Source organism: Hankyongella ginsenosidimutans, from assembly GCF_005144965.1.
Classification (GTDB): domain Bacteria; phylum Pseudomonadota; class Alphaproteobacteria; order Sphingomonadales; family Sphingomonadaceae; genus Hankyongella; species Hankyongella ginsenosidimutans.
Genome location: NZ_CP039704.1, coordinates 955,974 through 979,552 on the forward strand (window position 1 = coordinate 955,974; position 23,579 = coordinate 979,552).

A 23,579-nucleotide genomic window follows, 5' to 3' on the forward strand; every position below is an offset into this window, starting at 1 on the left:
GATAAATTTGATATAAAATTCGCAGCCGCTCAGTTCTCGTTTGCAGGACAATCATACGGCGGATGGCTTCGGCGAGAAATATAATCCATATTTTCCAGATATTTATCAAAGATTATGCAAAATTGCCACACTCGCCGGAGAACGGGTTTTGCAGATGCGAGAGCAGGCACCGGAATGTCTCTGCGTGTGCGCTCCCATTTCTGCCCCGCGCACAAGAGCCTGATCGGTTGAGGCAGCAAGCACGATTGCTTCAACCGATGGCGCGAATCAGGTTCTTTTCAACGAATGAGACCAGGCGTTGGTGCAGGACGCTAAACCGCCCTCTTTTCCTCAAATCCGCATGGCGATCCAAGCACCGTTGTGATATTGTGTTATACATCGGCAATACACATGGGGAGTAAAACCGTGTACAGCGATACTGAACTTGAGTCGGCGGTCACCGCCGGCATCGTGAGCGCTGAGACCGCAGCCGCGTTTCGGGCGCATGTCGCCACCTATCGGCGCGCGCCGCTGGCGGACGAAGAGCAGGTACGCCTGCTGACAGGGTTCAACGACATCTTCGTCAGCATCGCCGCCGGGCTGCTGCTGGGCGCGCTGGCCCTGCTGGGCGGCGGCATGGCGAGCGATAGCTTGGCCCTGCTGTACGGCGGCGGGCTGGTCGCCAGCGCAAGTTGGCTGCTCGCGGAGTATTTCACCCGTCGCCGCCACATGGCCCTGCCCTCCATCCTGTTGCTGCTTGGGTTCGTCGGCGGGCTGTTCAGCGCCGGGGCCGGCGCCACCCACCTTGTGAGCCCCGCGCCGAACGGCGATCTCGGATTGCCGGCGGTCGCGATGGGCGGCCTGGCCGCGGCGATCGGCGCGTACGCGCACTGGCGGCGCTTCATGGTGCCAATCACCATCGCCGCGGGCGCGGTGGCGACGCTCGGCCTGGCGATCGCGGGCGTCGCATCCCTGTTTCCGGGCTGCGCTCGCACGATGCGTTCCTGGCTGCGCTGTTTGCCTCTGGCCTGCTGGTGTTTGCCCTCGCGATGCGCTGGGACATGAGCGACCCGGAGCGCCGCACCCGCCGAACCGATGTCGCCTTCTGGCTGCACCTGGCGGCGGCTCCCATGATCGTCCACCCGGCGTTCCAGTGGCTCGGCGTCCTGGAGTCGGGCGCCACCGCGCTCTCCGCCGTTACCGGCCTGGCCCTCTATGCCGCGCTGACGATCTCGGCGCTCCTGGTCGACCGGCGCGCCCTGATGGTCTCCGCGCTCGCCTATGTCCTGGCGGCCATGACGACCTTGTTCCGGGAGGCGGGCGCGCTCAGCCTCAGCACCGCCCTTACAGCGCTTGCACTCGGGTCGGCCCTGCTGCTGCTCTCCGCCTTCTGGCACGGCGTGCGCGTACAGCTTGTGCGCCTGCTGCCGCTCGCTGTCAGCCGGCTGCTGCCGCCGGGCGCACAGCGAAGCGTTGCGCAGGCATAGGGCTTACCGGGCGTCGTCCGCGCGGTCCGCGATATCCTTCCCGGCATCGTTGCTCGAGAAGGATATCGCGTGCGGCGCACCAAAACGCCACACCACGACCGCGTCCTTGATGGAACCGCGCCCTAATTGCCCGAGGTCGCGATCGCGAGGCCCAGCAGGCCAATGCCGACACCGGCCACGATGGCGCCGGTGTTATCGCGCTTCCGGCCGTCATAGTGGCTATCGTAGTAGTAATAGCCGCGCGGCGCACTACGGCCGTAGAAGGAATAGCTCTCGTAGCCCCGGCGGCCGCAATAGTCGTTGCGCCAGGCGCGCCCGTTCACGTAGTTCGGGTGCCAGTGGTCGCCGTGGCGGATCCAGACGACCTGAACGCGGCGCCTGTGATTGTAGCCGCTGTAATAGCGGTTGTTGTCGTGGTGATCGCGATGATACCCGTCATGGCGATGCTCGCGCCAATCATGGTTCCGATGATCGTCTGCGAATGCCGCGGCCGGCAGGCTGGTTGCGAGGATGCCGGCCAGTGCCAGCGCATGCATCGCCTTGCGGGGGCGGGCTGGGTTCGAAGCTGTCGTCATGACATGGTCTCCTTCAGCGTTGATGCCCTGATATAGCCACCCGGCGCCTGAACCGTTCCTGAACCGGCCCGGCACAGCAGACAACGACAAAGCTCCTGAAAACGTCGACAAAGCGCGCAGCAAGAGGAAAGAATCCTTTTGCATCGTGCGCGCCGTTGCCTCGCGCCCCAATGTTGAATCACCATCATACAAACAGCGGTAGCGCCAGACCCTTCCGTTTTTGATTGGATCACTTTTGGTGAGGCAATCAAAACGGACAAGAAGGGTCTACACAAAGTGTGAGCCTTTCTTATCGCCTTTGCTTGAGGCACTTGTATTAAAGTGCCTCAAGCTCAGTCGGAAAGGCTCTAAAGCATCCCACCTTAAATGCGACCCAGGACGGGGATCGGGTAGTGTCTCAATTTGAAATCATACCGCTCACCCTGAATAGGACGAAAGGATGAGCGGTGCGTGCGCAGCCTCGCGATGACAGCTGTGCTGCAATCCAAACAGGACGGACTCTAAAAGTTCAGGCGAACGCCAAAGCGGCCTTGAATGCTGCCGAAGCCATTGACTTCATTGACGGTCAGGTCCCTGTTATCGAACAGCACGTAGGTCACGCCAGTGGGCTTCAGATAGCGTGCGTCCGCGAAGAACTCAAAGCGCCCGCTCGGCGCGATGGTGAGGCCGCCGATGACCTGATAGACGAATGCGTTGGTGGATGAATCTTCGAGGTCCACCAGCGGCTGACCGTTGCCGTTGCGGGCGGCCTGTGCGCGGACCCGCCCCAGCCAATGCCGAAGCCGGCATAGGGTTTCACCCAAGCTTTGGTGTTGAACTCGGCGATCGTGTTCGCGAGCACGAGATTCTCGCGAAGGTCGATCCCGGCATTGCTGAATAGCAATTCATTAGCCGAAACATGGCTGTATTCCAGTTCCGCACGGTAGCGGAATGTGCCTTCGGTGTCCCAGCGATAGCCTATCCCGCCGCCATAGGCACCAGAGATGTTGCTGGAGTCATTGTCGCCGTCACTTTGATTGAACCGGGTAGACCCCAGGCCTCCGTTGGCGGTCACGTAAAATTATCAGCCCTTGCTGGCGCCGCCAGCGGGACCATGAGTGCTATAGCCAGTTTGAGGACAAGATTCTTGCGCACAAAACCCCCATAAGTTGTTAATGCTGGGTACATTTACACGCAAATAAGGTGGAATTTTGTCCTGAGACTGCCACTTGCTGTCCAAATATGGCCGATTTGTGGAATATCAGAACTTGTAGCGCACGCCAGCCTGATACTGGATGACCTCGAACTCGGAATTGGCGCGCGAGACGATATCCCCGGTGAGGCGGTCGACGCCTTCGAACGCGACATTCGTCGGCCGGTAATAACGCACGTCGCTGAACACCTCGAACGGGCCCGGGAGCGGGACGGACACGCCGCCGATGAGCTGGAAGGCGAAGCGAAAATCGGTGTCGCCGCCGAACTGCACGCCGCCGTCTTCCGGCTGGCCGGCGGTGCGGTAGACCGTATCGGATTCGATGCCCGCCACCCCGACCCCGACGCCGAGATAGGGCTTCACCAGCAGGCCGGTGTTGAGGTCGAGCAGCACGTTGGCCATCACCGAGCCGGAACTGTTGTCGCTGGAAAACTGCGCATCCGTCTCGCTGGTGCGACCACGGCGCACGCTGGCCTGACGGTAGGCATATTCGATCTCGGTGCGCACACGACCCAGCAGCAGACCATCGAAAATGTATCCAACCGAGCCGCCGAGCGCGAAGCCGGTCTTGAAACTGACATCGACGTTGCGGACGGCGTCCGTCGCGATGTCCACGCCCCGGCTCGACTGGTCGAGCTGGGTGGCACCGCCGCCGAACGCAGAGACATACCAGCCATTATCGGCATGGGCGGGTGCGACGGCCGACAATACAGCCGCGACCGTAACGAAAAGTATGCGCATGGTGGAATCTCCCGAAATCGGCAACCAGAAAGGCCATGGCATGCCGGAAGGCAGCGCGCCAGCGCCTGCGGCGCGCTGACGGGGAAAAATCAGGCGGCTCCCGCCTCCGCGGCCTTCGCCTCAGCGATGAGCGCCTCGTCGATCGCCTTGGCCTTCCTGAAGGCCGGACGGGCGGTCACGCGGGCGCTGTAGGCCTCGAACGCCGGCGTCGACGGGATCGACTGGAACTGCAGCCCCACGCGACCTGCGCGCCGACATAGACGTCCGCCGCCGTAAAGCGTCCACCGCAGACATAGTCATGCCCGGCCAGCCAGCCGTCAAGCGCCGCCATGGCCGACTCATAGGTGCCGCAGCCCGCCATCATCTCGTTGCGCCCTTCGATCGGCACCTGCATGAACTTGAAAGTGACCGCCTGTTCGACCGGCCCGGCGGCAAAGAACAGCCAGCGGTAATAATCGGCGCGCTCGGCCGCGGTCGGGGCGAGGCCTGCCGCCGGAAACGTATCGGCAAGATAGGCGCAGATCGCCGCGCACTCGGTCACCACATGGCCGTCGTGCACGATGGCCGGCACCTTGCCCATCGGGTTGATCGCCAGATATTCCGCACCCTTCATGGTCGTGCCGTAGTCAAGCAGCACCTGCTCGTACGGCGCGTCGACTTCCTCCAGCATCCAGCGGGCGACCTGCCCGCGCGACATCGGATTCGTGTAAAATGTGATCGTCATGATCCTCTCCCCGTCTGCGACTCACGCGACAAGGCATAGCCGATGTGCCGCACGTGCGCCACCGCAAAACAGAACAAAAATGGAACTACGGGGTGGCTGGAACCCTGATGCGCTGCCAGTCCGGTGCCAGCAGGCGCAGCATCGGCGCCGCAATCGCCGTACAGATGATCGCCATCAGCACCAGCGCCGAGAAGCTCGCAGCGCTGATGACGCCATGGTCGAGCAATATGGTCGCCACCAGTACTTCCATCAGCCCCTTGGTCTGCAGCAGTGCACCAAGACTGGCAGCCTCCCGCCAGGTGGCCCCGGCCAGCAAAGCGGGTACGCCGGCACCCAGCATCTTGCCGACCAGCGTCGTGCCGACCAGCGCCAGCACCAGCAGGATGGTCGAGGTCGCCAGCAGATCTGCCTCTGTGCGCAGGCCGGTCGCCATGAAGAAGAACGGCATGAGGATGAAGGTCGCCGGCCACTCCAGCCGGGCGATCAGCGCGGGTCGCCAGGCATCCGGGATCATGTAGCCGGCGAGAAAGGCACCGAACACATAGCCGATGCCGACGAATTCGGAGAGCGCCGCGGACCCGAACGCCATACAGACACCGCCGATCAACACCGCGTCCCCTGCAATGTGACACGGGCTGCCAGTCGCGCCAGCAGCCAGCGCACGACGACGACCCCGGCCAGATAAGCCGGCATCAGCAACGCGGTTAGCATGGCCCCGCCGAGCGCCATGAACAGCAGGAGCACGGTCAGCCCCGCCCACAACCCGGCGTCGTTGATCGCCGCCAGTCCCAGCGCCGTCTGCCCCAGTGGCGTGTGCAGATACCCCATCTCCTTGAGGAGTGCTGCCAGCACCGGCAGCGCGGTCACCGTGATCATCAACCCGAATGCGAGTGCGAACTGGGCTATGCTGTGGTTGGTGCCGAGTTCCTCCGGCTGCAACGCCGCCAACACGATGCCCAGACCGCAGCCAAGGACGAACGGGACCGCGAAAGACCCCGCCGCGACCCAGCCCAGCCCCGCATGCCACGCAGTTCCGCGATGTTCAGATGCATGCCCGTCACGAAGGTGTAGAGCACGACGGAGAGCGTCGCGACGGAGCCGATCTTGGCCACCACGTCCGGCGGGAACAGCGCGGCCTGCCAGTCGGGGGCGATCGCGCCGAACACCGACGGCCCCAGAAAAGCCCGGCGGTGATTTGCAGTACCGCCAGCGGTACGATACCCTTGAGACCAAGCAAGCGCCACGCCGCATAGGACGCGCCGACAAGCACGACGGCATCGGCCAGGAACAGCGCCTTATCCAACATCCGGCATCTCCCTATCAGCAGGGAACTTGAAGCGGGGATCACCGGGAACACAAGAGCAAGTTGCAGGCCGATGCAAACATCGCCCATGGACATCGCCGTTGCAGAGGCCGAGGCCGCCGCCGCCCGCGGCGAAGTGCCGGTCGGCGCGGTCGTCGTCGACAGCCAGGGCCGGGTGCTGAGCCGGGCCGGCAACGCCACCCGCGCCCTGCACGACCCGACGGCGCATGCGGAGATCCTGGCCCTGCGCGCCGCCACCAGCCAGATCGGCAGCGAACGGCTGGCCGACTGCGACCTCTACGTAACCTTGGAGCCCTGCGCGATGTGCGCCGGTGCGATCAGCCACGCCCGCATCCGCCGGCTGTATTTCGGCGCGGACGATCCCAAGGGCGGCGGCGTGCTGCACGGTGCGCGCGTGTTCGCGCATCCGACCTGTCACCACCGGCCGGAGATCTACAGCGGCATCGGCGAGAGCCGCGCCGCGTCGCTGCTGCGCGATTTTTCCGTCTGCGCCGATAGTCTGCTAGCGAAACCGCAGTCGGCTTACTAGACTATGCCCTCCAGAGGCGCAAACGACAGAACGAGCCCGCACACAGGAGCATCATGACCCAGGACGAGACCAACGCGCGGCTGGTCGGCGTATCGCTGGACGAGAAAAGTCTCAGCCACCTGCACCCGGACCTCGAGCGGGAAAAGCGCATCGACATCCACGACCTGCTGGAATCGAACCAGTTCTCACCGGTCGCAAGCTATCCGGGCGGCTATACGGGCCCGTTCCAGTTGCGCATGCGGGTGACGGCAAGCCTGGTGCTGTTCGACATCCTGAACAAGGACGGCGACCCGCTGGAGACCATCGAGCTGCCGGGCGCAGGGCTGAACGCGGCCGTGCGGGACTATATCTCCGTGTGCGAGAGTTATTTCGCCATGGCCAACACCGGCAACGCCCACCAGATCGAGACCATCGATATGGCGCGGCGCGCGATCCACAACGAGGCGGCAGACGCGCTGATGGAGCAGCTTGCCCCACGGCTGGCCATCGACCTCTATACCGCCCGGCGGCTGTTCCGGCTCATCTGCCTGCTGGAACTGCGCGGCTGAAGCACATGCGCTTCAGCCTCAACCGACCAGACTCTAGAGCCTTTCCGACGGAGATTGAGGCACTTGTGTTAAAGTGCCTCAAGCGAAAGCGGCAACAAAGGCTCTCCCTCTTAGAGCCTGGTCGGTTGAGGTTGAAGCATATGTGCTGCAACCGAGGGCGTGAATCAGGCTCTTATCAACAATTTAGACCATGATTCACGTTTCAGATCGATTCAATCTGAAACGATCAAGGTCTAGAGTCTGCTGACATTGGATGGGATCGCCATTCCGATCTTCGCTGGAGCAGGCTGTAAAGTCCGCTCGTGGTGAGCCTGGACGAACCACGAGCCGCTCAGCCCTTCGTCCAGCTCAGGGTGAGCGGCGCGTGTGCAACCGCGCGATGGCGTGTGGGTCAACCTAAAGTCATCAGGCTCTAATGGGTCCTGACCCTAGCCGGCGCAGTGCCCCTTGGCCAGATAGTCCACCGACTGCATTTCATACAGACGCGAGGCCGTCCGCTCGAACTCGAAACTGCCGTCGCCCGCAACATACAAGGCATCCGGCGCTGCATCGGCCGCACACAGCAGCTTGACGCAATGCTCGTACAACACGTCGATCAAGGTGACGAACCGCTTGGCCTGATTGCGCAGTTCCGCGCCCATGACCGGGATGCCAACGATGATGACCGTGTGGAAGCGGCGCGCCACCACGAGGTAGTCCGCCGCACCCAGCGGATTGTCGCACAACCGCCGGAACGAAAACACCGCGACACCCTTCAGCGCCTTCGGCACGAACAGATCACGTCCATCGACATCCAGGGTCTCGCTGGGAACATTGGCGCGGTCCTCGACCGGGAAGTCGGTCAGGCGAAAGAACGCCTCTGACAAGGCGGCCGTCGCCTCCGGGCCGTTCGGGCTGTAATAGACCGGCATGCCGGACAGGCGGGCCAGGCGATAGTCGGTCGCACCGTTGAGCGGCAGGACGGCCAGATGATCCTTGAGCAGGGCGATCGCCGGGAGAAACAGCTCCCGGTTCAGGCCGTTCCTGTACAGGTCGTCCGGCGCGCGATTGGAGGTCGCGACGATGGTGACGCCTTCGTCCAGCAAGGTGCGGAACAGCCGCCCCAGGATCATGGCGTCGGCGACGTCAGTGACCTGAAGCTCGTCAAAGCACAGCAGCCGCGCTTTCGATGCCAGCGCCCGGGCGACCGGCGGGATGGGATCGTCGCCCGCATCCCGGCCATAGCGCTGCGCACGTGCGGCGGCGGTCATGGCCCGGTAGGCGTGGATCGCCGCATGTACTTCCAGCATGAAGGCATGGAAATGCACCCGCCGCTTGTTGGAGACGCGGGCGTGATGGAAAAACAGGTCCATCAGCATGGACTTGCCGCGCCCAACCCCGCCCCACATGTAAAGCCCCTTCGGCGCGGGCGGCTGCGCGCGGCTGAAGAAGCGCTTGAGCGCGTTGGCGGATTGGGTGCGGCTCGCCTCCAGCGCCGAGGCCAGGCCGTCCAGTCGCGTGGCGGCCAGTTCCTGGTCCGGGTCTGTGCGGAGCTGGCCAGTCTCGCGCAGTGCGCGGTAGGCGGGAAGAACGGCGCCGGTCATATAGTCGTGGGTTAATCGAGCATCGCCCCGTTACAAGCCGCGCGCTGACCTAGTGTCGTGGAATCGAAGTTCGCTACACCATGATATCGAGCTCGTGCGCGAACTTCGATTCCTGAAACGACACGAGAAACAATATCTTGCTAGTGTCCTTCTCGAATCTGAAATCCAACCGCGCCTGATATTGGGTGTAACGGATTTCAGATTCGGGACACTAGGTCAGGACTCATTAGACCATGATTCACGCCCTCGGTTGCAGCACATATGCTTCAATCTCAGTCGGAAAGGCTCTATGCCGCGACGGCGGCGGACTTCACGCAGTTGCGACCGTCGTTCTTTGCCGCATAAAGCGCATCGTCCGCGCGCTTGAGCAACGTCGCCACGGAGTCCGTCGGCGTCAGGTTGCTCACCCCGATGCTCGCCGTGAACCCCGGTCGCCGTTGGGGACTTGCAACCTGATCTTCTCGATCGAGGCGCGCACGCCCTCGGCGATGCACTCGCCCTGAACCAGTGTGGTGTCGGGCAGCAGCACCGCGAATTCCTCCCCGCCCAGCCGACCGATGACGGCGTTCTTGGGCGCAACGGCGCGCACGGTCGCCGCCAGGGCGCGAATGGCCTGATCGCCCACATCATGGCCGTAGTTATCGTTGATCGACTTGAAATGGTCGATATCCAGCAGAAGCATGCTGAGCGGCTGCGCTTCTTCATCCGCGTGGTTGATCGCCAGTTCCGCGGCGACGGAGAAAGCGCGGCGGTTGTAGACGCCAGTCAGCGGATCGTGGTTGGCAAGGTGGTTCAGATCGTCCTGCATGCGCAGCAGCCGACTGGCCGCGCGCAGCTTGGCCCAAAGGATTTCGCGGCGCAGAGGCTTGACGATGAAATCGTCCGCCCCGAGTCCAGCGCCTCGATGTATGTGTCGGTATCGTCGCGCGACGTCAGAACCAGCACATGCGCCATCTTGGAGCGTTCATGACTCCGCAGATTCCAGCACAGTTCCAGCCCGGAGACGTTGCCGGGAAACTCAAGCCCGGTGATGACAAGATCGACTCGGTCCGACTTGAGAATATGCGCCCAGGCACTGACGGCGCTCTGGAAACACTGGGCCTCTAGCCCAGGTCCTTGATGGTCGCCTCAAGAATACGCAGCGTGGTCCGCGAAGCATCGACAAGAACAATATGCACGACAAGACTTTCAAATGTGCATGAACATCTGCACACAAAAGACCATCCTCGCCCAAGGTTCTATCCGCCAGGTGCGCCAATCTTGGCTGCGCCTTGCGGCAGCAACCTTGCCTGCACCGTCACGGGAAGCAAAAATGCTTCAACCTCATACGATTAGGTGTTCGGCTTCACTCTTACGTCGAAGGCCTTAAAGCCTGTTAAAGTCGCTTAACCCTGGCGCTCCAGCATCATCTTCTTGATCTCGGCGATCGCCTTGGCTGGATTGAGGCCCTTGGGGCAGGCGTTCGCGCAGTTCATGATCGTGTGGCAGCGGTAAAGCCGGAACGGATCTTCCAGGGCGTCGAGGCGTTCGCCGGTCATCTCATCGCGGCTGTCGGCGAGCCAGCGATAGGCCTGCAACAGGATCGCCGGGCCGAGATACTTGTCAGAATTCCACCAGTAGCTCGGGCAACTGGTCGAACAGCAGGCACACAGGATGCACTCGTAGAGGCCGTCAATCTGCGCGCGCTCGTCCTTGGACTGCAGACGCTCCTTGCCGGCTGGCACCGGTGTCGTGGTCTGCAGCCACGGCTTGATGGACGCATATTGGGCGTAGAAGTGCTTCATGTCGCACACCAGGTCCTTGACGACCTCCAGGTGCGGCAGCGGCGTGATCTTCACCTCGCCCTTGCAGTCCTCGATCGCGGTGGTGCAGGCCAGCCCGTTCTTGCCGTCGATGTTCATGGCGCAGGAGCCGCAAACCCCTTCCCGGCACGACCGGCGGAAGGTGACGCTCGCGTCCATTTCGTTCTTGATCTTGATCAGCGCATCAAGAACCATCGGCCCGCAGCTATCGAGATCGACCTCGAAGGTGTCCATGACCGGGTTTTTCTCATCGTCCGGGTTCCAGCGATAGACTTGGAATTTGCGCACCCGCTTTGCGCCTTCCGGCGCCTTGTGCGTCTCGCCCTTGCCGATCTTGGAGTTTGCGGGCAGCGAAAATTCAGCCATCGGAGGTCCTTACCGAACGGAAATATCCCTGAATACGTAGAACGGGATTCTTCCCGCCGCAACGCACTTTTGGTCGCATCGTCCCGCAGTTAGCAGGGCCGCCCGCTCAGAAAGCTGGCCGGTGCCCATGCTTTACAGCGCCGCCTCGATGGCGTCCGCGAGCGCGATGTCGCGGGCGGACAGCCCGCCGGCGTCGTGCGTGGTCAGGCGGATCGAGACCCGGTTGTAGACGTTGCTCCACTCCGGGTGGTGGTCCATCCGTTCAGCGACCAGCGCGATGCGGGTCATGAAGCCCCAGGCAGCGGCGAAATCCGCGAATTTCAGCTCCACCTCGAACGCCAGGCCGTCGGCGCTGCGCCGCCAGCGCGGCGCGCGCGCCAGAAACGCGGCGGCTTCGTCTTCGGTCAGGCGGGCGATGGCCATGGTGTCCTCCCTATGCGGCGTCGACAGTCTGGTCGATCACGCCAAAGATCGAGCGCCCCTGCGCGTCCAGCATCTCGATACGCACCCGGTCGCCCGGCCGCATGAACGGCGTCGACGGCTTGCCGGTCTGGATCGTCTCGACCATGCGCACCTCGGCGATGCAGGAATAGCCTTTGCCGCCGTCCGCCACCGGCTTGCCCGGCCCGCCGTCCGCGCCGCGGTTCGAGACTGTGCCGGAACCAATGATGCTGCCCGCGCCGAGCGCGCGGGTTTTCGCGGCATGGGCGATCAACTGCGCGAAATTGAAGGTCATGTCCGCGCCCGCGTCCGCGCGGCCGAACGGCACGCCGTTCAAGTCCACATGCAAAGGCCGGTGCAGGCGGCAGTCCCGCCAGGCGTCGCCCAGCTCGTCCGGCGTCACGGCGACCGGCGAGAAAGCGCTGGCCGGTTTCGACTGGAAAAGCCGAAGCCCTTGGCCAGTTCATCCGGAATGAGGCCGCGCAGCGACACGTCGTTGCACAGCATGACCAGACAGATCGCATCCGCAGCCTGATCCAGCGTCGCGCCCTGCGGCACATCGCCGACGATCACCGCCACCTCGCCCTCCATGTCGCAGCCCCAGGCGGGATCGGCGAGCGGGATCGGCGCTGTCGGCGCCAGAAACCCGTCGGACCCACCCTGATACATCAGGGGATCGGTGTAAGCTCGCCGGCACCTCCGCGCCGCGCGCGCCGGACCAGCTCGACGTGGTTGATGTAGGCGGAACCGTCCGCCCACTGGTAGGCGCGCGGGAGCGGGCTGAGGCACTTCGCCGGCTCGAACGGCTCCGCGCCGACCGTTCCCGCCTCCAGCGCGTGCGCCAGGGTCGCGAGTGCCGGCGCACAGCGGCCCCAGGAGTCGAGCGCCGCCTGCAGGGTCGGCGCGACGGCACTGGCGTCCGCGCACCGGGTCAAATCGCGCGAGACGACCACCAGACGGCCATCGCGCGTGCCATCGTTCTGTGTTGCGAGTTTCATGCTATTCCCTCGGTGCGTCGATCTGGGTCTCGGGCGCGGCCCTGCGGATGGCGTCGATGCCCATGCACACGGCCTCGATCCGCTGGATGTTCGGGTAGGGATCAAGATCGACCTTGAAGCGGCGTGCGCTGTAGACCTGCGGCACGAGTATGGCCTCGAACAAGCCCACATCCCCGAACGGCAGGGGCTGGTCCACGCACAGCGCCTGCAATTGTGCCTCCAGCGGCTCGAAGGTGACCGCGACCCAGTGGGCGATCCAGGCCGAGATTTTCTCCGGCGTCGCCGCCCAGTCCGAGCGCAGGTAGTTGAGCGTGCGCAGGTTGTTCATGCCGTGAATGTCGGTTGCGATCGAATAGGCAAGCGCACGCGCCTGCGCCCGGCTGTCCGGGTCCTGCGGCCACAGCGGTGGCGTCGGGTAGCGCTCCTCCAGCATTTCCAGGATCGCCAGCGACTGCGGGAAGCGTTGGCCGTCAATCTCAAGCACCGGCAGGCCACCGAACGGATTGATCTGCAGGAACTCCTCCCGCCGGTGTTCGGCGGTAGCGAGGTTCACCGGCACGATCCGGTAGTCGAGTCCCTTCAGGTTGAGGGCGATGCGGACACGAAACGAGGTGGAAGAGCGGTAGTAACTATACAGCGTTATCATAATCAGCCCTGCTCAATTCATGGAGCCAGGCTGCGTGTCTGGGCGCCTTCTTGGTCTGGCTCCATTCCGCCAGCATCTCGGGCGCCACCCGCTGCAGCTCGGCCATCTGGTCCGGCGTGCCGGTGTCGCACGCCAGTTCCAGCCGATGCCCGTTCGGGTCGAAAAGTAAATCGACTTGAAGATCCCGTGGTTGGTCGGGCCGATGACCTCCAGCCCTTCCGCCTCGGCGCGCCGCTTGGCCGCCATCAGATCGTCGAGAGACGCGACCTTGAAGGCGATGTGCTGCACCCAGGCCGGGGTGTTGGGGTCGCGGCCCATGTCCGGCTGATTCGGCAGCTCGAAGAAGGCCAGTACGTTGCCGCCGCCCGCGTCCAGGAACACGTGCATGTAGGGGTCGTAGGCTCCGGTCGAGGGCACATGATCCTCGGCGAAGGCGATGGTGAAGCGCATGCCGAGCACGCGCTCGTAGAACTCGACCGTCTCCTTGGCGTCGCGGCAGCGGTAGGCGACGTGGTGGACGCCGTGCAGGGTCGGGGTCATTCCGCCATCTCCTCAACCTTCAAGGCGCCGCGACGGATCTGATCGCGCTCCATGCTCTCGAACAGGGCCTTGAAATTGCCCTCGCCGAAGCCATCGTCGCCCTTGCGCTGGATGAACTCGAAGAAGACCGGGCCGATCTGGGTCTGCGAGAAAATCTGCAGCAGCAGACGCGGCGGGCCATCCACCGAGCCATCGAGCAGGATACCGCGCGACTGCAAGGCGTCCACCGGCTGGCCATGGCCGGGCAGGCGCTCGGCCAGCATTTCGTAATAGGTGGCCGGCGGTGCGGTCATGAACGGCGTTCCTGCGGCCTTCAGCCGGTCCCAGCAGCCCACGAGGTCGTCGCAGGAAAAGGCGATGTGCTGGATGCCTTCGCCGTTGTACTGGCGCAGGAATTCCTCGATCTGGCCTTTGCCGGCCTTGCCTTCCTCGTTCAATGGGATGCGGATTTTGCCATCCGGCGCGGTGAGCGCCTTGGAGGTCAGGCCGGTATATTCGCCCTTGATGTCGAAGTAGCGTATTTCGCGGAAGTTGAAGAGCTTTTCGTAATAGTCCGCCCAGTAGGCCATGCGGCCCGTGTAGACGTTATGGGTCAGGTGATCGATGATTTGCAGGCCGGCGCCGGCGGGTGGCGCTCGACGCCGTCGAAATAGCGGAAATCGATGTCGTAGATGCTGAGTTCGTCGCCATAGCGGTCGACGAGGTAGAGGATTGCGCCGCCGATGCCACGGATCGCCGGGATGTTGAGCTCCATCGGCCCGGCCTCGGTGTGGACCGGTTCCGCGCCGCGGGCCAGCAGTTCCGCGTAGGCCTTGGCGGCGTCGCGCACCCGGAACGCCATGCCGCAGGCGGACGGCCCGTGCTCGCGGGCGAAGAACCAGGCGGCCGAGCGCGGCTCATAGTTGGTGATGAGGTTGATGCCGCCCTGCCGCCACAGCTCGACCGCCTTGGAGCGATGCCGCGCCACTTTGGTGAAACCCATGGCAGTGAACGCGGCCTCCAGCACGCCGGGCTCCGGCGCCGAGAATTCGATGAACTCGAAGCCGTCCAGGCCAATCGGATTGTCGAACAGGTCCGTCACGTAAATCCTCCCGATGATTCTTATGCTATCAGATATGAATACGGCGGTCGCCCGGCACCTGCGCATCCGGCGCGTAGCCCGGCTCGTCGCGGTATTGCCGGTACAGCGCGGCGAAATCCGTAGTCCGCAGCGCATCGAAGAGCTGCGCCGTGCCGTCGATGACGAAATAGGTCTTCTGGAAGCTGTCGATCATGTAGTTCGTGCGCATGACCCGCTCCACATCGAACGCGACCCGCTGGGGCGTCTGGCTCTGGATGCAGTAGACCGTCTCGCCCGCCGAGGAGAGAATGCCGGCACCGTAGCTGCGCAGGCCTTCGTTCGTCCGGATCAACCCGAACTCGACCGTATACCAGTAAAGCCGCGCCAGCATCTTCAGGGCGCCCAGCGCCAGCGCCTGCTCGCCAAGCCGGCCGTAAAGCTGCAGGAAGTCCGCAAATACCGGGTCGGTCAACATCGGCACATGGCCGAAGAAATCATGGAACACGTCCGGCTCGACCAGGTAGTCGATCTCCTCCGGCATGCGCAGCCAGCGCGTCACCGGGAAGCGGCGCGCCGCCAGGTGGCTGAAGAATACATCATCGGGGATGAAACCGGGCACGGCGACCAGGGTCCAGCCGGTCTTGCCGGAGAGACGACGGCTGGCGGCGGCAAAGTCCGGGATGCCGTCACCGGCATCAAGCAGCGCCAGCCCGGCGCGGAACTCGGCGCTGGCATAATCCTGCATCAAGGCGCTCTGGCGGGTGTAGAGCGTGCGCCACAGCGCATGCTCCTCGGGCGTGTAATCCTTAAGGCGCTGGTCGACCACATAGTCCGGCCCTGCGCCAGCGTAGTCGCCGCGCAAGCCGCTGGTGGAGGTCTCGACCTGAGGCTTCTGCATGCAATTCTCCCTTATACGCTCAATAGCATATTCCACCCTTGATGTGCGTGCGAAAATCGCCAAGAGTTACGTCGAAATAAGCGAATTTCACTAAAATAACCTGAGAAATTAGCGTATTATGGCTGAACTAGACGAGTTTGACCGCAATATCCTCGCCCTGCTGCAAGAGGATGCACGCATGCCGGTTGCGACCATCGCCGACCGCATTGCCTTGTCCGCCACGCCGTGCAGCCGGCGGATCAAGCGGCTGGAGGAGACCGGTGTGATCGAAGGGTATGGCGCACGGCTCAACGCCCGTGCGCTGGGCTTCGGGCTGGAGGCATTCGTCGAGGTGAACCTGGAAGCGCATACCGATGCCAACACCGCGCGCTTTCATGAAACCATTAGCGCCATGCCCAACGTCATGGCCTGCCACGCGGTCACCGGCGACATGGATTATCTGCTGCACATTCTCGCCGAAGACGTCGACCATCTCAGCCAGGTCGTGCTGAAGACCCTGGTGCGCATTCCCGGCGTGCGTGACGTGAAATCGATGCTGGTTCTGGAGACAGTGAAGAAATCGCACCGCACGCCGATCCGCGATCAGGGTGACGGGCGCTGGCGCGCATCCTATATCAGTACCATGAGAAAGCTGCTCTGCCTTGCTCCCTGGTTCTGGCCGCCTGTGCGGAGGCCGACGAGCCGCCGAACAGTCGCGGCCTCTCCGAGGCGCTAAGCCGTGCGGAGGTCAGCTTCTCGGTCGACGGCGAATTCGCGCAGAGCCGGAAGATCGACGTGCCGGCCAACGCTGCCACCCGGGAAATCCGGGGTACCGGCTGCACCAAGGTGAAGCCGTACGTCTACACCTGCGCCTTCACGCTGATCCTCTACGATCCGGCGGACGCCGCCAGCGGCGAGGGCATTCTCGCCGCCGGGACCGGCCAGTTCCAGAAAGTCGGCACGACCTGGAAGGGCCTGCAGACCGAATACAAGCTGCAACTGAAGAGCCGGATCATCCAGGTGCCGGCGCAGTAAAGCCGCGCGGGACTTTACCCGGCCGGGAAATCGATTATGCGTCAGACATGACGTGGCGCCTGCACCAGTTTCCCTCTGCCCCTTCTCGCGCAAAGTACGCCTTGTGCTGGCGGAAAAGAACATCTCCGCCGAGCTCGCGCTTGATTACCCGTGGGAACAGAAGGACAGCTTCCTGGCATTGAACCCGGCCGGGCAGACGCCGGTACTGGTCGAGACCAGCCGCAATATCGCCCTGCCAGACTCGGCGGCGATCATCGAGTTTCTCGACGAGATGTTCGAGGAATCGCCGCTGATCGGCTCCGCCCGCGCGAGCGCGCCGAGGTGCGCCGGATTGCCGCCTGGTTCGACACCAAATTCTACGCCGAAGTCGGCATCCCGGTCATGCGGGAGCGCATGCTGAACCGGCTGGTGCACAAGGCGCCGCCGGACCCCGCGACCCTGCGCCAGGCCATCAAGACCGCAGACCAGCACCTGGATTACCTCGCCTTCCTGCTGGACCACCGGCGCTGGCTGGCCGGCAACATGTTCTCGCTCGCGGATATCGCAGCGGCGGCGCATCTGTCGGTCATCGATTATCTGGGCGGCATCGACTGGCGACCGCACGAGCAGGTGAAGCAGTGGTATTCGGCCATCAAGTCGCGCCCGAGCTTCCGGCCGCTTCTGGCCGAGCGGATGCCCGGCATTTCCCCGCCGGCCCACTATGACGCCCTCGATTTCTAGGGACTGGCTGGAGGACGCCGCCCGCCGCCACGGCCTCGACGCGCTTGGGGTGGCACCGGCCGATGATGACCCGGCCCTGAAAGCGCGACTGGCGGAATTTCTGGCGGCTGGCCATCACGGCGACATGCTCTGGCTGGAGGGCCGCACCGAGGAACGCGCAAGCCCGCGCACCCTGTGGCCGGATGTGCGCTCCGTCATCATGTTTGGCATGAGTTACGCGCCGCATCTTGACCCCTGCGCCATGCCGCGCAGCCGGAGGTCGGCGTCATCTCGGTCTATGCGCAGGGCCAGGATTATCACGATGCGTTCAAGCGCCGCCTGAAGGCGCTGGCGCGGGAAATCGTGGCGCCTTCGGCGGCGACGTGAAGGTGTTCGTCGACACCGCCCCGGTGATGGAAAAGCCGCTGGCGGCACGCGCCGGGCTCGGCTGGCAAGGCAAGCACACCAACCTGGTGTCGCGCCAGCATGGATCGTGGCTGTTTCTGGGCGCGATCTACACGACTCTGGCGCTTAAGCCCGACTCGCCTCACCCGGACCGCTGCGGCCGCTGCACGGCCTGCCAGACCGCATGCCCGACGAACGCCTTCCCCGCGCCCTACACGCTTGATGCCCGGCGCTGCATTTCCTACCTCACCATCGAGCACAAGGGGCCGATCCCGCACGAATTTCGCGCTGCGATCGGCAACCGCGTCTACGGCTGCGATGACTGCCTGGCGGTCTGCCCCTGGAACAAATTCGCGCTGGCCAGCCGCGAGGCCGCGTTTGCGCCGCGCGCCGAACTGACCGCCCCGCTGCTCGCCGACCTGCTGGCGCTTGACGATGCGACGTTCCGGACCATTTTCGCCGGCTCGCCGATCAAGCGCACCGGCCGGGATCGGTTCCTGCGCAACGTGCTGATTGCCGCCGGCAACAGCGCCGATCCGCTGCTCGCGCCACCCGTCATGCGGTTGCTGAACGACCCTGCCCCTGGTGCGCGGCGCGGCGGTCTGGGCGGCAAGCCGACTGCTTGACCGGGACGCTTTCGAGGCGCTGGCAGCGCGCCATCTGCCACGAGAGGCCGACGAAACGGTCCGTCACGAATGGGCGATGACTGCGTACTGGAATATTCGGTCGCAATCGGCGCAGACTGCGCTAGCATCTCCCCTTAAATGCGACTTGAGGCTGGGATAGAGCGCAGCGTCGCGTTTAAGGGGAAAAGATGCTTTAGATTCTAGGTACATAGAGCAACTTTAGACTTTAAATCTGCTATGAGCATGCCATCAGCCTGTTGCAGATTTAAAGTCCGTTGCTCTAATCAGCGTGCCGAGTGCCCACCCCCAAGGACCGCTGACATGACCGACGCCGCACACGATGACTCCTGCTCCTTGAAGGCATGGCCAATGCCATCCGCATGCTGAGCGCCGACGCGGTCGAGGCGGCGAACTCCGGCCATCCGGGCATGCCGATGGGCATGGCCGATGTCGCGGCCGTGCTGTTCAGCCGGATCATGAAATACGACGCCGCCGCGCCCGACTGGCCGGACCGGGACCGCTTCGTGCTGTCCGCCGGCCACGGCTCAATGCTGCTCTATTCCGTGCTCTATCTGACCGGCAGTCCGGCCATGACCCTCGATCAGATACGGAACTTCCGCCAGTGGGGAAGCCTGACGCCCGGCCACCCGGAATACGGCCACACACCGGGCGTCGAGACCACCACCGGGCCGCTTGGCCAGGGCATCTCCACTGCGGTCGGCATGGCGCTTGCCGAGCGGATGCTGAACGCCCGCTTCGGCGACGAGTTGGTCAGCCACTTCACCTATGTGATCGCGGGTGACGGCTGCCTGATGGAAGGCATCAGCCAGGAGGCGATCAGCCTTGCGGGGCATCTGGGCCTGAACCGGCTGGTCGTGCTGTGGGACGACAACCGTATCACCATCGACGGCGATACCGAGCTCTCGACCTCCGAGGACACGCTGGCGCGCTTCGAGGCGGCGGGCTGGTCGGTCGCCAGCGTCGACGGCCACGACCCGGACCTGGTCGAGGCTGCGATCCGCAACGAGCAACTTACAGACAAGCCGTCCCTGATCGCCTGCCGCACCGTGATCGGCAAGGGCGCGCCGAACAAGCAGGGCACCCACCATGTCCACGGCAGTCCACTCGGCAAGGACGAGATCGCTGCGCTGCGCCAGGAACTCGGCTGGACCCTGCCACCGTTCGAAGTGCCGGCTGAAACGCTCGCCACCTGGCGCGCTGCCGGCGCGGCTGGCGCGGACGCCCGCAAAGCCTGGGACGCACGGGTCGAGGCCCACCACAAGCGCGACGCCTTCTGGCGGGCGCTCGGCGACGATGTCGATGCCGGCATCGATGCGGCCATGGCGGCGCGCGCCCAGTTCCTGGCCGACAAGCCCAAGCTCGCCACCCGCCAGTCCTCCCAGAAGGTGCTGGAAGCGCTGATCCCGGCCTGCCCGTCGCTGCTCGGCGGCTCGGCCGACCTGACCGGATCGAACGGCACCCTGGTCAAGCGCCACGTGCCGGTGAGCCGCGACCATTATGCCGGCGACTATCTGCACTACGGTGTGCGCGAGCATGGCATGGCCGCCTGCATGAACGGGCTGGCGGCCCACACCGGCTTCATTCCCTATGGCGGCACCTTCCTCGTGTTTTCCGACTACATGCGCCCGGCGATGCGGCTGTCTGCGCTCATGGGGCTGGGCGTGATCTACGTGCTCACCCACGATTCGATCGGCCTCGGCGAGGACGGCCCCACCCACCAGCCGGTCGAGCACCTGGCGGCGCTGCGGGCGATCCCCAACCTGCTGGTGCTGCGCCCTGCGGACGCCGTCGAGACGGCTGAAAGTTGGGCGGTGGCGCTCGCTGAGCGGTCCCGCCCGAGCGTCCTGGTGCTGACCCGCCAGGGCCTGCCGCAACTGACGACCCGCCAAGACGACGGCAATCTGGTCGCGCGCGGCGGTTATGTGGTTCGGGACGCCGACGGCAATCGCGCCGTGACGTTGATCGCCACCGGCTCCGAGCTGATGCTGGCATGCCAGGCCGCTGACCTGCTGGCCGCCGACGGGATCGCGGCGGCCGTGGTCTCCATGCCATGCCGCGACCTGTTCCAGGAGCAGGACGCCGCCTACCGGAAAGCTGTGCTCGGTACAGCACCGCGGGTTGTAGTCGAGGCCGCAGTTGTCGACGGCTGGGAAGGCATTGTGGGCGACTCGGGGGCGTTTGTCGGCATGACCGGCTTCGGCGCATCGGCCCCTGCTGAACGCCTGTTTACCGAATTCGGCATCACAGTGCAGGCGATTGCCAATAAAGCCAAAGGGTTGATTTGAAGCATTGCGAAAATGCGTAAAATCCGGAATTGCCCGGCGCTGTTATGTAGGCCTGGCCTCAAAAAACGATTCGTCGCAAGCAGGCAACGCAGATGGCGAGCGAGGTGCCGCAGAAAAAACGTGTGCTTTTTGCTCGATAGATGCCTATGATTTCATTTGTAATTTTAAGACTCCCGTGGATTCCGGAGCCGTCATTAACCAGAAATTAAGCATTACACCATTAGGTTGTACGTGAAGCAGGTTGGCCGCTCTGAACGCCCCCTCGTTACCTCCCAACGACGGCTGACAGCTTCATACAACGGAAGGCCCCGGGTGCAACCTCCCCTCTCTCCGCGCCCGGGGCCTCCATTTGCTAATTCCCCGCGATTGTCATGCCCTCGAGGCGAACGGTCGGCGCGTCGATACCGGTGCGCCGATCAAGGTCATTTGCAGCGCGTAACGTTGCGTACATGTCCAGCAGGTGGCCTGCGATGGTGATCTCCGCGACCGGCTGCGCGAGAACGCCGCCAGCGATCAGAAAGCCGCTGGCGCCGCGGCTGTAGTCGCCGGTCACGCCGTTGACGCCCATGCCGATCAGTTCCGTCACGTAAAGCCCCAGATCGATGTCCGCCATCAGGGTCTGCGGGCTTTGCATACCGGGAAGTAGGGCCAGGTTGGCGACCGAGACGCCGCCGCCCGCCGCATGCCCTGTGGGGGCATATCGAGCTGCCGGCCAGACGCCGCATCCACCAGCCAGCCGGTCACCCGGCCCGCCTCGATCAACGCGCGCTGACGGGTTGCAACCCCTTCGCTGTCGACGCCGCGCGAGCGCAACCCGCGCTGGTCATGGGGGTTTCCAGGATCACGATGTTCTCAGGGAAAACACGCTCGCCCAGCTTGCCGATCAGAAAACTGCTGTGGCGCGCGATCGCCGGCCCGCTCATCGCGCCGATCAGGTGCCCGAGCAGGCTGGCGGAAACGCGCGGATCGAATACCACCGGCATGGTGCCCGACGCGAGCTTGACGGGATCGAGGCGCGCGACCGTGCGCTCCCCGCCAGCCGTCCGATTGCGGCCGGCGTGTCCAGATTGGAGAGGAATCTGCTCGTGTGATAGGCATAATCGCGCTGCTTTCCGGCCCCGGACTCCGCCAGAACGCTGGCCGACAGGCTGAATTTCGTCCGCCGTTCGGCATGCGCGAAACCATGGGAATTGACATAGGCATGCAGGCTTTCAGCGCGGGAAAACCCAGCCCCTTCCGAATTCGTGACCCCTGGCACGGCGCGCGCCGTATCTTCCGCCTCGCGCGCCAGCTCAACCATTGCCTCGGCGGCCAGAGCGGTATCGTCGGCAAGGTCGAGCGCCGGCAGCGGCCCGCGCGCCAGGAGGGCGGGGTCCACGAGGCCGGCGAAGCGGTCCGGCGGCGTCGCCCGCGCCATTTCGACCGCGCGCTCGACAAGCGCCGCGCGGCTTGACGCCGACAGATCGGACGCCGAGACGCGCGCCGACTGTTGGCCGATGAAAACCCGCAGGCCGATATCGGCGGCCTCGGCCCGCGTAAGATCCTCAACCGCGCCGAGGCGCACGCTGGCGCTGGTCGTGGCGTCGAATCCGCAACTGGCTTCGGCAGCCTCCGCGCCAGCGCGCCGCGCCGCCGACACCAGGTCATGCGCGAGGGAGAGCAAAGTGTCCTGATCGATCATATCCGGTGGATAGCCGGGTGTGGGCAGGCCGGCAAGCCGACGGCGCCGAATCTGGTGACCGGCCGGTCACACGGCTGAGGGTAGGGGAAACCGCGAGCTTGCGCTCTTACGTGACCGGCCGATCAGAAACGCCGATATGCAATACATTGCCCGTAAAACGCCCCAGCCGGTGCGGGGAATACGCTACGCAACGGTACGCAAATGCACTGCACGTCTTTCTGCCTTTACAGCAGAAATTCGGCGAGATTTTTCTACTTTAGAGTGTACGCCTTATACTCATGGGGACACTCCGTTCAACGGCGCGAACAGGGTTGGACCCTGGCCGGCCGCAGGAAAATCACATTTGCGCTTTCATGGAGAAACACAAGCGATTTCAATGATTTTATCATTTTCTTTCATCTTCGCTCTACGTTTTGTAATTCATTCCTTTGTATGCCGATCCTGCTCCGCGCTCGCCTCGGCACGTTTACGTAAACGTCAACAAAAGCCCCAAGGTCAATGCGAGAAGTGCACCGGCGATGCGGTTCGCGCGAAATAATCGAAGGCATACGAATGCATCATCCACCGACAAACGTATCGCCTGCCAGAAGAGGTGCGCGGCAAATGGCAGCAGGCAGGCAGTCGCCGCCCAACCGACCCCAGATTCGAACGCCGCCGCCATGCAAAGCACGCTGGCAACATAAAAAGCGCCACGCCCCGACGCGCATGCGGCCCCAAGGCCCGGCCGAGGATTTGACGCCGGCCAGCGCATCGTCCTCCTTGTCCTGCAGCGCGTAGATCGTATCGTAGCCGAGCGTCCAGAACACGCCGCCCAGGTACAGCAGCCACGGGGCCGGCGTCGCCAGGTCGCCGCCAAGCGCCGCATAGCCGACCAGCGCGCCCCAGTTGAACGTAAGGCCCAGCCACGCCTGCGGCCACCAGGTGATGCGCTTCATCAGCGGATACGCCGCGACCAGCAGAATGGAGCCGAGCGCCACCAGCGCCGCCAGCCGGCTCAGTTGCAGCAGCACGATCAGCCCGACCAGGCACTGCGCAAGGGTCCAGGCCAGCGCCTGCTTCGGCGTCGCCTGGCCGCTCGGCAGCGGCCGCGACCGTGTGCGGGCGACTTGTGCATCCAGGTCGCGGTCGAGAATGTCATTCCAGGTGCAGCCGGCACCGCGCATGGCGACGCTGCCAAGCGCGAACCAGCAGGCGAGCCGTATCCCTCCCCAGCGACGCCGAGCCGCTTGATAATGCCGCCAGCAGCAGGCCCCAGATGCAGGGCCAGAACAACAGCCAGGCGCCGATGGGGCGATCAAGCCGGGACAGGCGGAGATATGGGCGCACGGCGGCCGGCATGCGGTCGATCCAACTGGTCTCGGCGTCGGGGGTGGCTAGGTTTGGCATGGCGATGCGGTTATAGCGCCGGATGCACA

Annotated in this window: 21 protein-coding genes and 10 pseudogenes; 9 read left to right on the top strand and 22 right to left on the bottom strand. The window is 64.1% G+C overall.

Annotation, left to right across the window (positions count from 1 at the left end):
- Positions 1–405: 405 nt before the first annotated feature.
- Complete coding sequence (locus E6W36_RS21835) at positions 406–1,044, top strand: hypothetical protein (RefSeq protein ID WP_342776809.1); 639 nt, start codon at positions 406–408, stop codon at positions 1,042–1,044.
- Positions 1,014–1,466 carry a hypothetical protein gene (locus tag E6W36_RS21840; protein WP_342776810.1) on the top strand — a complete coding sequence of 151 codons (453 nt, stop codon included), beginning with the start codon at positions 1,014–1,016 and terminating at the stop codon, positions 1,464–1,466. Before E6W36_RS21835 ends, E6W36_RS21840 begins: the two co-directional genes overlap by 31 nt.
- Positions 1,467–1,588: 122 nt before the next feature.
- Here E6W36_RS21840 and E6W36_RS05470 read toward each other — a convergent pair whose 3' ends face one another.
- From E6W36_RS05470 to E6W36_RS18155, 8 genes and pseudogenes are all read right to left on the bottom strand, one after another.
- Entirely contained in the window at positions 1,589–2,041 is a 453-nt protein-coding gene (locus tag E6W36_RS05470) for a hypothetical protein (protein WP_222873982.1), read from the bottom strand.
- 500 nt (positions 2,042–2,541) lie between these two features.
- Complete coding sequence (locus E6W36_RS05475; protein WP_222874565.1) at positions 2,542–2,760, bottom strand: hypothetical protein; 219 nt, start codon at positions 2,758–2,760, stop codon at positions 2,542–2,544.
- A gap of 56 nt (positions 2,761–2,816) precedes the next feature.
- Positions 2,817–3,095 (bottom strand): annotated as a pseudogene (locus E6W36_RS23035) (hypothetical protein); the annotation flags it as partial.
- 186 nt (positions 3,096–3,281) lie between these two features.
- Complete coding sequence (locus E6W36_RS05485; protein WP_222873984.1) at positions 3,282–3,974, bottom strand: outer membrane protein; 693 nt, start codon at positions 3,972–3,974, stop codon at positions 3,282–3,284.
- A gap of 89 nt (positions 3,975–4,063) precedes the next feature.
- A pseudogene (locus E6W36_RS05490) lies at positions 4,064–4,698 on the bottom strand (glutathione S-transferase family protein).
- Positions 4,699–4,783: 85 nt separating this feature from the next.
- Positions 4,784–5,287 carry a cation:proton antiporter gene (locus tag E6W36_RS20410; RefSeq protein ID WP_222873985.1) on the bottom strand — a complete coding sequence of 168 codons (504 nt, stop codon included), beginning with the start codon at positions 5,285–5,287 and terminating at the stop codon, positions 4,784–4,786.
- Between the two features lie 14 nt (positions 5,288–5,301).
- Entirely contained in the window at positions 5,302–5,649 is a 348-nt protein-coding gene (locus E6W36_RS20415; protein WP_281277463.1) for a cation:proton antiporter domain-containing protein, read from the bottom strand.
- Positions 5,601–5,864 carry a hypothetical protein gene (locus tag E6W36_RS18155; protein WP_246048173.1) on the bottom strand — a complete coding sequence of 88 codons (264 nt, stop codon included), beginning with the start codon at positions 5,862–5,864 and terminating at the stop codon, positions 5,601–5,603. The genes E6W36_RS20415 and E6W36_RS18155 overlap by 49 nt, the downstream gene beginning before the upstream one ends.
- A gap of 225 nt (positions 5,865–6,089) precedes the next feature.
- Here E6W36_RS18155 and E6W36_RS05505 point away from each other — a divergent pair, with 225 nt between their 5' ends.
- Together E6W36_RS05505 and E6W36_RS05510 are read left to right on the top strand one after the other, a co-directional pair.
- The gene (locus tag E6W36_RS05505; protein ID WP_222873987.1) at positions 6,090–6,551 is read left to right on the top strand and encodes a nucleoside deaminase; all 462 of its coding nucleotides are present in this window, start codon (positions 6,090–6,092) and stop codon (positions 6,549–6,551) included.
- Between the two features lie 53 nt (positions 6,552–6,604).
- Positions 6,605–7,099, top strand: a complete 495-nt coding sequence (locus E6W36_RS05510) for a UPF0262 family protein (RefSeq protein WP_222873988.1) — start codon at positions 6,605–6,607, stop codon at positions 7,097–7,099.
- Between the two features lie 428 nt (positions 7,100–7,527).
- On the opposite strand, the gene zapE is transcribed toward E6W36_RS05510, so the two are convergent.
- The 10 genes and pseudogenes from zapE to phhA all read right to left on the bottom strand — a co-directional run bounded on the left by zapE (position 7,528) and on the right by phhA (position 15,433).
- A complete protein-coding gene (gene zapE / locus E6W36_RS05515) occupies positions 7,528–8,682 on the bottom strand; it encodes a cell division protein ZapE (RefSeq protein ID WP_222873989.1) in 1,155 nt (384 codons plus the stop codon).
- A 287-nt stretch (positions 8,683–8,969) separates the two neighbouring features.
- Positions 8,970–9,490, bottom strand: a pseudogene (locus E6W36_RS05525) (GGDEF domain-containing protein).
- Positions 9,475–9,774, bottom strand: a pseudogene (locus tag E6W36_RS05530) (response regulator); the annotation flags it as partial. The pseudogenes E6W36_RS05525 and E6W36_RS05530, both read right to left, overlap by 16 nt.
- Positions 9,775–10,067: 293 nt before the next feature.
- Positions 10,068–10,850, bottom strand: a complete 783-nt coding sequence (locus tag E6W36_RS05535) for a succinate dehydrogenase iron-sulfur subunit (protein ID WP_222873992.1) — start codon at positions 10,848–10,850, stop codon at positions 10,068–10,070.
- A 132-nt stretch (positions 10,851–10,982) separates the two neighbouring features.
- Positions 10,983–11,273, bottom strand: coding sequence for a 4a-hydroxytetrahydrobiopterin dehydratase (locus E6W36_RS05540; RefSeq protein WP_222873993.1), 291 nt, complete (start codon positions 11,271–11,273; stop codon positions 10,983–10,985).
- Positions 11,274–11,283: 10 nt separating this feature from the next.
- Positions 11,284–12,289, bottom strand: a pseudogene (locus E6W36_RS05545) (fumarylacetoacetate hydrolase family protein).
- Between the two features lies 1 nt (position 12,290).
- Entirely contained in the window at positions 12,291–12,935 is a 645-nt protein-coding gene (gene maiA / locus E6W36_RS05550) for a maleylacetoacetate isomerase (RefSeq protein ID WP_246048174.1), read from the bottom strand.
- Positions 12,919–13,475, bottom strand: a pseudogene (locus tag E6W36_RS05555) (VOC family protein). The gene maiA and the pseudogene E6W36_RS05555 overlap by 17 nt, the downstream one beginning before the upstream one ends.
- Positions 13,472–14,556: pseudogene (gene hppD / locus E6W36_RS05560) on the bottom strand (4-hydroxyphenylpyruvate dioxygenase). Before hppD ends, E6W36_RS05555 begins: the two co-directional pseudogenes overlap by 4 nt.
- Before the next feature lie 28 nt (positions 14,557–14,584).
- Positions 14,585–15,433 (bottom strand): phenylalanine 4-monooxygenase, encoded by an 849-nt coding sequence (phhA, locus tag E6W36_RS05565; RefSeq protein WP_222873994.1) that lies wholly within the window; start codon positions 15,431–15,433, stop codon positions 14,585–14,587.
- Positions 15,434–15,551: 118 nt separating this feature from the next.
- On the opposite strand from phhA, the gene E6W36_RS05570 reads away from it, so the two are divergent.
- From E6W36_RS05570 to tkt, 5 genes and pseudogenes are all read left to right on the top strand, one after another.
- Positions 15,552–16,148 (top strand): Lrp/AsnC family transcriptional regulator, encoded by a 597-nt coding sequence (locus E6W36_RS05570; protein ID WP_222873995.1) that lies wholly within the window; start codon positions 15,552–15,554, stop codon positions 16,146–16,148.
- A gap of 59 nt (positions 16,149–16,207) precedes the next feature.
- On the top strand, positions 16,208–16,447 hold the full coding sequence (locus E6W36_RS05575) for a hypothetical protein (RefSeq protein ID WP_222873996.1): 240 nt from the start codon (positions 16,208–16,210) through the stop codon (positions 16,445–16,447).
- A 47-nt stretch (positions 16,448–16,494) separates the two neighbouring features.
- Positions 16,495–17,167: pseudogene (locus tag E6W36_RS05580) on the top strand (glutathione S-transferase family protein).
- Positions 17,148–18,337 (top strand): annotated as a pseudogene (gene queG, locus E6W36_RS05585) (tRNA epoxyqueuosine(34) reductase QueG). The pseudogenes E6W36_RS05580 and queG overlap by 20 nt, the downstream one beginning before the upstream one ends.
- A gap of 202 nt (positions 18,338–18,539) precedes the next feature.
- Positions 18,540–20,483 (top strand): transketolase, encoded by a 1,944-nt coding sequence (tkt, locus tag E6W36_RS05590; protein WP_222873997.1) that lies wholly within the window; start codon positions 18,540–18,542, stop codon positions 20,481–20,483.
- 352 nt (positions 20,484–20,835) lie between these two features.
- Here the strand turns inward: tkt and E6W36_RS23040 are convergent.
- From E6W36_RS23040 to E6W36_RS18170, 4 genes and pseudogenes are all read right to left on the bottom strand, one after another.
- Positions 20,836–21,466, bottom strand: a pseudogene (locus E6W36_RS23040) (metallopeptidase TldD-related protein).
- Entirely contained in the window at positions 21,415–22,164 is a 750-nt protein-coding gene (locus E6W36_RS23045; protein WP_246048175.1) for a PmbA/TldA family metallopeptidase, read from the bottom strand. Before E6W36_RS23045 ends, E6W36_RS23040 begins: the two are co-directional and overlap by 52 nt.
- A 557-nt stretch (positions 22,165–22,721) precedes the next feature.
- Positions 22,722–23,366, bottom strand: coding sequence for a 4-hydroxybenzoate octaprenyltransferase (locus E6W36_RS05600; RefSeq protein ID WP_246048267.1), 645 nt, complete (start codon positions 23,364–23,366; stop codon positions 22,722–22,724).
- Positions 23,299–23,502, bottom strand: coding sequence for a hypothetical protein (locus E6W36_RS18170; protein ID WP_246048434.1), 204 nt, complete (start codon positions 23,500–23,502; stop codon positions 23,299–23,301). Before E6W36_RS18170 ends, E6W36_RS05600 begins: the two co-directional genes overlap by 68 nt.
- Positions 23,503–23,579 lie beyond the last annotated feature (77 nt).